Origin of the sequence: Isoptericola sp. NPDC060257 (assembly GCF_042726645.1) — a bacterium.
GTDB lineage: Bacteria > Actinomycetota > Actinomycetes > Actinomycetales > Cellulomonadaceae > Isoptericola > Isoptericola nanjingensis.
This window is the reverse complement of sequence record NZ_JBHXAW010000210.1, coordinates 1-8,197: the sequence shown is the minus strand read 5'-3', so window position 1 is coordinate 8,197 and position 8,197 is coordinate 1. Positions and strand designations below refer to the sequence as shown.

The 8,197-nt window shown below is 69.6% G+C and carries 5 protein-coding genes and 1 tRNA gene; 1 reads left to right on the top strand and 5 read right to left on the bottom strand.

Features of this window, described 5'->3' with window-relative positions:
• Positions 1-86 precede the first annotated feature (86 nt).
• The 5 genes from ACFWEK_RS15825 to gyrB all read right to left on the bottom strand — a co-directional run bounded on the left by ACFWEK_RS15825 (position 87) and on the right by gyrB (position 6,171).
• Positions 87-206 carry a DLW-39 family protein gene (locus tag ACFWEK_RS15825; protein ID WP_217700772.1) on the bottom strand — a complete coding sequence of 40 codons (120 nt, stop codon included), beginning with the start codon at positions 204-206 and terminating at the stop codon, positions 87-89.
• A 63-nt stretch (positions 207-269) separates the two neighbouring features.
• Positions 270-343: transfer RNA gene (locus ACFWEK_RS15820), tRNA-Ile, on the bottom strand.
• Between the two features lie 116 nt (positions 344-459).
• Positions 460-1,323 (bottom strand): DUF3566 domain-containing protein, encoded by an 864-nt coding sequence (locus ACFWEK_RS15815; RefSeq protein ID WP_430544851.1) that lies wholly within the window; start codon positions 1,321-1,323, stop codon positions 460-462.
• The gene (gene gyrA / locus ACFWEK_RS15810) at positions 1,323-3,944 is read right to left on the bottom strand and encodes a DNA gyrase subunit A (RefSeq protein WP_430544850.1); all 2,622 of its coding nucleotides are present in this window, start codon (positions 3,942-3,944) and stop codon (positions 1,323-1,325) included. The genes ACFWEK_RS15815 and gyrA overlap by 1 nt, the downstream gene beginning before the upstream one ends.
• 115 nt (positions 3,945-4,059) lie before the next feature.
• A complete protein-coding gene (gene gyrB / locus ACFWEK_RS15805) occupies positions 4,060-6,171 on the bottom strand; it encodes a DNA topoisomerase (ATP-hydrolyzing) subunit B (protein WP_430544849.1) in 2,112 nt (703 codons plus the stop codon).
• A 442-nt stretch (positions 6,172-6,613) separates the two neighbouring features.
• Here gyrB and ACFWEK_RS15800 point away from each other — a divergent pair, with 442 nt between their 5' ends.
• Positions 6,614-8,167, top strand: a complete 1,554-nt coding sequence (locus ACFWEK_RS15800; RefSeq protein ID WP_430554642.1) for an LPXTG cell wall anchor domain-containing protein — start codon at positions 6,614-6,616, stop codon at positions 8,165-8,167.
• Positions 8,168-8,197 lie beyond the last annotated feature (30 nt).

Here is an 8,197-nt window from a genome sequence, read left to right as displayed (position 1 = left end):
GAACCCCTAACCCCCTGCTTGCAAAGCAGGTGCGCTACCAATTGCGCCATGGCCCCTGGCGGCCTCGTCAGACGGGCCGGACGTTCTCAGTCGATGGTGTCGGTGACCTCCGACCACAGGTCCCGGTCGGCCGAGTCCTCGTTGAGACGGCGCCAGACCAGGTATCCCGCGCCCAGCGCGAGCAGGAGGACGAACAGCTTCTTCATCTTCTGCCTCCTCGTCACGACCGTCGTCGTGCGTCTCGGGCCCGGGCCTGAGGTGGCCTGGAGTGGGGCTAGGAGGACTTGAACCTCCGACCTCTTCCTTATCAGGGAAGCGCTCTAACCGTCTGAGCTATAGCCCCGAGCGCGCCCCCACGAGGGAGCGCGTGCAGCACGGAACGTTACCGTACGCGCGGGTCCGTTCCCAAACCGGGAGAGCCGTCACGCGGTGTGACGTCGGTCCCGGTCGGGACGGGGTTCACTCGTCCGTCAGCGTGAGGTGCACGCCGCCGACGAGTGCGGCCGTGATGTTGTACAGGATGGCCATGATCGTGGCGAGCGCGGTCAGCAGCACCACGTTGACGATGGCGATCAGCACCGACAACGAGACGACGCGGTCGAACTCGATGAACTGCATGAGGTTCACGGCCTGCGGGCCGATCGTCTCGCTCAGGAAGCCCTGGATCTTCGCGAACGTGCCCATGTCGTTGAGCACGTACCAGACCACCATCGTCGCGACGACGGTGATGAAGCCGATCGCGACGGACAGCAGGAACGCGAGCTTCATGATCGACCACGGGTCGACCCGGGAGACCGACAGCCGCACGCGGCGCGCGCCGGCACCGGGCTGGGCGGCCCCCACCATCGGGCTCCCCACGGGAGCCGCCGCGGCGGGAGCTGCCGTCCCGTGCACGCCTCCGGCCGAGTAGTGCATCTCCGGCCGCGGCTCGGCGGGCTTCGCGGCGTTCTTCGTCGTGCCCGTGCCGCTCGCGCTGCCCGCGCCGTCCTGCCCCTTGACCTGGGCGTCCGGCATGACCGACTGGACCTTCTTCGCCGCGCTCCGTGCGGCGGCGAGCGCGGCGGCGGCCGCCTTCACCGCGCCCTCCTTGACGGGCGACGCGCCCTGGACGGCGGTGCCGTCCGGCGCGACCGACGTCGCGGGCGCCGGGGCGGCGACCGGCGGGGCGGGCGGGGCCGGCACCTCGCCGACGCGGACGACGCCGACCGGCGCCGCGGACGACGCCGCGCCCGCTGCCGGGCTGCGGCGGTGGGTCGACTCGTCGATCTCCGCCTCCCGCGTGGAAGGCGCCGACGCCCGGGTCGACGCGCTGTTCTCCGTCATCAGTCCTCGTCCCCGCTCGTGGTCTGCTCGTCGGCGGCCTGCTCGTCCACGCTAACCGACTCGTCGCCGCTTGCCTCGTCGACGTCCCGACGTTCGACGTTGCGGGCGACGGCGATGATGCGGTCCCCGCGGTCGGGCTTGGCGAACGTCACGCCCTGCGTGGTGCGGCCGGTGAGGTTCACCTCCGCGACCGCCGAGCGCACGATCTTGCCACGCTCCATGATGACCAGCACCTCGTCGTCCGCCTCCGTGACCAAGGCCCCCACGAGGTCTCCACGAGCCTCGACCAGGTTGGCGACCTTGATGCCGTAGCCGGCGCGTCCCTGGACGCGGTACTCCGTGATCGCGGTGCGCTTCGCGAAGCCGCCCTCGGTCACGACGAACAGGTCCGTCCCCGGCGTGACGACGTCCGCGTTGAGCAGCTCGTCCTCCTCGCGGAACTTCATGCCGGTGACGCCGGACGTCGCGCGGCCCATCGGGCGCAGGGTGTCGTCGTCGGCGGGGAAGCGGATCGACTGGCCCTTGCGGGACACGAGGATGAGGTGGTCGTCCGCGTTCACGAGTCGCGCCGCGACGAGCTCGTCGGGGTGCCCCTCGTCGTCTTCGCGCAGGTTGATCGCGATGAGGCCGCCCGAGCGCGGCGAGTTGTACTCGCCGAGGCGGGTCTTCTTCACGAGCCCGCGGCGCGTGGCGAGGACCAGGTAGTCCGCGGCCTCGTAGTCCGGCAGGTCGAGCACCTGCGCGATGTGCTCGCCGGGCTGGAACGCCAGCATGTTCGCCACGTGCTGGCCCTTGGCGTCGCGGCCGCCCTCGGGCAGCTCGTAGCCCTTGGCGCGGTACACGCGGCCCAGGTTCGTGAAGAACAGCAGCCAGTGGTGCGTCGTCGTGACGAAGAAGTGCTCGACGATGTCGTCCTCGCGCAGCGCGGCGCCGCGCACGCCCTTCCCGCCGCGACGCTGCGCCCGGTAGCTGTCCGAGCGCGTGCGCTTGGCGTACCCGCCGCGCGTGATAGTGACGACGACCTCCTCCTCGGGGATGAGGTCCTCGACCGACATGTCGCCGTCGAACGGCAGGATCGTGGTGCGTCGCTCGTCCCCATAGCGCTCGACGATGTCGTCGAGCTCGTCCTGGACGATCGTCCGCTGGCGCTCGGGCTTGGCGAGGATGTCCTTGTAGTCCTCGATCTCCCGCTGCAGGTCGTCGTGCTCGTCGATGATCCGCTGCCGCTCCAGGGCCGCGAGACGGCGGAGCTGCAGGGCCAGGATCGCGTTGGCCTGCTGCTCGTCGACGTCCAGCAGCTCCATGAGCCCGGTGCGGGCCTGGTCCACGTCGGGGGAGCGGCGGATGAGCGCGATGACCTCGTCGAGCACGTCGAGGGCCTTGAGGTAGCCGCGCAGGATGTGGATCTTCTGCTCGGCCTCGGCCAGCAGGTACTCGGTGCGGCGACGCACGACCTCGATCTGGTGCGTGGTCCAGTGCCGCACGAAGGCGTCGAGGCTGAGCGTGCGGGGCACGTCGTCGACGAGCGCCACCATGTTCGCGCCGAAGCTGAACTGCAGCGGGGTGTGCTTGTACAGGTTGTTCAGCACGACCTTGGCGATCGCGTCGCGCTTGAGCACGATGACGAGGCGCTGGCCGGTGCGACCGGACGTCTCGTCGCGGATGTCCGCGATGCCGGCGAGCTTCCCGTCGTTGACCAGGTCGGCGATCTTGCTCGCGAGGTTGTCCGGGTTGACCTGGTACGGCAGCTCGGTGATGACGAGGCAGATCCGGTTCTGGATCTCCTCGACGTTCACGACGGCCCGCATCGTGATGGAACCGCGGCCGGTGCGGTACGCCTCCTCGATGCCCTTGGTGCCGAGGATCGTGGCGCCGGTCGGGAAGTCCGGTCCCTTGATGCGGAGCATCAGCGCGGCGAGGAGCTCCTCGCGCGACGCCTCCGGGTTGGCCAGGTGCCAGCGCACGCCCTCGGCGACCTCGCGCAGGTTGTGCGGCGGGATGTTGGTCGCCATGCCCACCGCGATACCCGCGGAGCCGTTGACCAGGAGGTTCGGGAACCGGGCGGGCAGGACGACGGGCTCCTGCGTGCGGCCGTCGTAGTTGTCCTGGAAGTCGACCGTGTTCTTGTCGATGTCCCGGACCATCTCCATGGCCAGCGGGGCCATCCGGCACTCGGTGTACCGCGGGGCGGCGGCCGGGTCGTTGCCGGGCGAGCCGAAGTTGCCCTGGCCGGCGACGAGCGGGTACCGCAGCACCCAGTCCTGCACCAGGCGCACCAGGGTGTCGTAGATCGCCGTGTCGCCGTGCGGGTGGAACTTGCCCATGACGTCGCCCACGACGCGCGAGCACTTCGAGAACGCGCGGTCGGGGCGGTAGCCGCCGTCGTACATCGCATACAGCACGCGGCGGTGCACCGGCTTGAGGCCGTCCCGCACGTCCGGGAGCGCGCGACCGACGATGACGCTCATCGCGTAGTCGAGGTAGCTGCGCTGCATCTCCAGCTGCAGGTCCACCTGGTCGATGCGGCCGTGCTGCACCGTCACCGCACCGTCGGTCGTGTCGATCGCCTCGCCGTCCGGGGCGCCGTCCGTCATGTCGGGACCGGGGGTCTCGTCCGTCACCGTCTACCTTCTTCCTGTCCTGCGCCGCCGGGGCGCGGGTTCCGTCGTCCTCGAGATCGTGCTCGGCCGGTGTACAACGACGCACGTACGGGTTGTACGACGTCGTCGTCAGCCGCTAGATGTCGAGGAAGCGGACGTCCTTGGCGTTGCGCTGGATGAAGCTGCGGCGGGACTCGACGTCCTCGCCCATGAGCACCGAGAAGATCTCGTCGGCCGCGGCCGCGTCGTCCATGGTCACCTGCAGCAGCGTGCGGTGCTCCGGGTCCATGGTGGTGTCCCAGAGCTCGGTGTAGTCCATCTCGCCCAGGCCCTTGTAGCGCTGGATGCCGTTCTCCTTGGGGATCCGCTTGCCGGCCGCCAGGCCCTCCTTGAGGAACGCGTCCCGCTCACGGTCCGAGTACACGTAGTCGTGCGGCGCGTTCGACCACTTGAGCCGGTACAGCGGCGGCTGCGCCAGGTACACGTGGCCGTGCTCGATGAGCGGCCGCATGTAGCGGAACAGCAGGGTGAGCAGCAGGGTGCAGATGTGCTGGCCGTCGACGTCGGCGTCGGCCATCAGCACGATCTTGTGGTACCGGAGCTTCGAGATGTCGAAGTCCTCCCCGATGCCGGTGCCGAACGCCGTGATGAGGGACTGGATCTCCTGGTTGGAGAGCGCCTTGTCCAGCCTGGCCCGCTCGACGTTGAGGATCTTGCCGCGCAGCGGCAGGATCGCCTGGTTGTGCGGGTTGCGACCGCGGACGGCGGAGCCGCCGGCCGAGTCGCCCTCGACGATGTAGACCTCGCAGTCCTCGGCGCGGTTCGACTGGCAGTCCTTGAGCTTGCCGGGCATCCCGCCCGAGCTGAGGATCCCCTTGCGTCGCGTGGCCTCCCGCGCCTTGCGGGCCGCGATGCGGGCCTGCGACGCCTGGATGGCCTTGCGGATGATGTCGCGCGCCTCGGTCGGGTGGGCGTCGAACCAGTCCACGAGCTTTTCGCGGACCACGCGCTGCACGAACGTCTTCGCCTCGGTGTTGCCGAGCTTCGTCTTGGTCTGGCCCTCGAACTGGGGCTCGCCGAGCTTGACGGAGATGACGGCGGTGAGGCCCTCGCGGATGTCGTCGCCCGTGAGGTTGTCGTCCTTCTCCTTGATGATCTGCTTGTCGCGCGCGTAGCTGTTCACCAGGGTGGTGAGCGCCGCGCGGAAGCCCTCCTCGTGCGTGCCGCCCTCGGTGGTCGAGATCGTGTTCGCGAAGGTGTGCACCGACTCGCTGTACGCGCTGGTCCACTGCATCGCGATCTCCACCGAGATCTTCCGCTCCGTGTCCTCCGACTCCACGTCGATGATCTCGGGGTGGATGAGCTCGGACTTCTTGGCCGCGTTGATGTGCGCCACGTAGTCCGTGAGGCCGTTGTCGTAGCGGTACGTCACCGTGCGGACGGGGTTCGCCTCCTCGACGTCCGCGGCGCCGTCGGCCGACGTGACGTCGGCGTCGGCGCCCTCCGGCGACTGCCCCGCGACCTCGTCGTCCGCGACGGCGTGACCCGCGCGCTCGTCGCGCAGCGTGATCTGCAGGCCCTTGTTGAGGAAGGCGTACTGCTGGAAGCGCGAGCGCAGCGTCTCGAAGTCGTAGTCCGTGGTCTCGAAGATCGAGTCGTCGGCCCAGAACGTCTGCGTGGTCCCCGTGGTCTCGCCCTCGGCCAGCGGCTCGAGCTTCTGCACCTCGGTGACGGGCTCACCGCCGTCGCGGTACTCCTGCTGCCAGTGGAAGCCGTCGCGCTTCACCTGGGACACGAAGCGGGTGGACAGCGCGTTCACGACCGACATGCCCACGCCGTGCAGGCCGCCGGAGACGGCGTAGCCGCCGCCGCCGAACTTGCCGCCCGCGTGCAGGATCGTCATGACGACCTCGAGCGTGGGCTTGCCCTCGGTGGGGTGCATCGCGACGGGGATGCCGCGGCCGTTGTCACGGACCCGGACGCCGCCGTCGGCGAGGAGGGTCACCTCGACGCTGTCGGCGTGACCCGCGAGGGCCTCGTCCACAGAGTTGTCCACAATCTCGTAGACCAGGTGGTGCAGGCCCCGCTCGCCCGTCGAGCCGATGTACATGCCCGGGCGCTTGCGGACGGCCTCGAGGCCCTCCAGGACGGTGATGTTGCCGGCGTCGTACCCGTTCCCCGGTCCGGCTGCTTCGTTGGCTCCGTTGGCGACAGTGTCGGGACGGGGGGTGTCGGTTCGGTCTGCCACAGGCGGAGCTGCTCCTCGGTCGTCGTGCACGCGCCGACGCTTCGTGCGGTGTGCAGGCGGCGCGGCTCTCAGGTTCCGGGCTGCGCTCGACCGAGCCGTGCGAGAGGTCGCAGCACGACCCGGAATGACCGTCCCAGTCTACCTGCCGGAGGCAAGGAAACGGCGGATTGACGCCGCTGGAGGGAAGTTCCGCACACGTTGTCCACAGGTCGTGGAAAGCGCGCTCTCCACAGCCTTGTCCACAGGCTTGTCCCCAAGCTTGTCCACAGTTGGGGGGTGATCGGAGCGGCTCTTCCGGAACGTCGGGTTTTTGTGCTCTGACCGTTATCAACGGCTCTCCCGATTTACTCCAAAAACTGGTGTACTACACCACGACTCCCCGTTTCGCACGTCGACTGGCGCGCGCCCGTGCACCGGTCACCACCGAAGGGACAACCCCACAGTGAAGAGGACTCTGGCCGGCGTCGCCGCGACGACGCTCGCCGTCGGAGGGATGCTCGTCGCCACCGCGGCGCCGGCCTCCGCCCACACCCCCGGAGCGTCGGCCACCTGCGACACGCTCACCGTGAACCTGGCGGCATACGCCGACGGCCACGACGGCCGGACCAACACCGTGACGGTGAAGGTCGACGACAAGACCGTGGTCGAGGAGTCCTTCGGGACCCGGTACCACAACGACGAGATCGACATCTCCGGCAGCGCCCGGTGGACCGTCGAGGTCGATGCGTGGGACGGCCGCAACGGGACCCAGTACGACTGGTCCTACGGCGAGAGCACCAAGGCGTGCCCGGCTCCGGAGGTCACCGACGTCCAGGTCGGCATCTACCTGTACCCGAAGCTCGACAAGGACGAGCCCGCCGCGTGGGAGAACTCCGGCGAGCAGCAGCTGCTCGGCACGACGCCGCTCTCCGTCCCCGAGGACGAGCTCAAGAACGACCAGCACTGGTACACCGAGCTCCCTGAGACTGACGCGCTCGACGACATCGACCTGTGCACCGGCTGGGGCATCCAGCAGGACCTGGTGCGCGGCGGCGTGGACGAGTACACGATGCCGGAGACGATCACCTACCCCGACGGCTCGTCCATGGACGGGCACCTGGTCGACTGGCAGCACCAGGAGCTGAGCGACTTCGGCATCGAGCTGCCGTCCGCCGAGGACTGCGCCACCCCGACCGAGCCGGAGGTCCCGGTCGTCGAGGAGCCCCAGACCGTCGTTCCGCAGGCCCCGGACGCCCTCGACGTCTGCGGCGCGGTCGCGTCGGACGTCATCCTCCCCGCGGACACGGCGGACGTCACCTACCTGACCACCGAGCAGGGCGTGCTCGCGGTGCCGACCGAGGGGCGCACCTTCGGCGACGACCTGGGCGGCTACACCCGCACCGACGGTGGCGACGTGATCTTCCCGATCGAGCAGCTCGTCCCCTCGGAGGAGGAGTGCGCGCTGATCCCGGGTGACATCGGCGCCGTGTGCGTGGGCGACACGCCCTACCTGGACTACGGCGTCTCCCTTCCCGAGGGCATCGAGGTCGACGACGAGACCCCGCTGACCATCACGTTCATCCACCCGGAGGGTGGCGAGAACTACGTCGCCACCGACCAGCCGCTGGAGGGCCAGCTGCTGTGGCCGGGCGCCTCGGACACGGCGCCGAAGCAGTGGCCGGGCTGGGAGCAGCAGGACGACGGCTCCTACGCCGAGACGGGCGGCAACTACGCCTGGACCCGTGAGGGCGTCGAGGTGCTCTTCGAGGTCAACCCCGAGTACTCGCAGCTCGTGAGCTACCCGGAGGCGAACACCGAGTGCGCCAACCCGGTCGGCGCAGGCGGCGCGGACGTGGAGGTCGCCGCGGACGACGCCGACGTCCCGCCGGCCGCGGACGAGACGGGCGACGAGCTCCCGCAGACGGGCGCGACGGTCGGCGTCTTCGCCGGGATCGCCGCGCTGCTGATCGTGGGCGGCGGCGTGCTGTTCTGGCTGCGTCGCCGCATCCAGCACTGACGTCTCGCGAGCACGACGACGGGGCCCGGC

Excerpts from the sequence above, each read along its gene's own strand:
- ACFWEK_RS15815 (WP_430544851.1), bottom strand. The coding sequence starts at position 1,323 with ATGACGGAGAACAGCGCGTCGACCCGGGCGTCGGCGCCTTCCACGCGG.
- ACFWEK_RS15825 (WP_217700772.1), bottom strand. The coding sequence starts at position 206 with ATGAAGAAGCTGTTCGTCCTCCTGCTCGCGCTGGGCGCGGGATACCTG.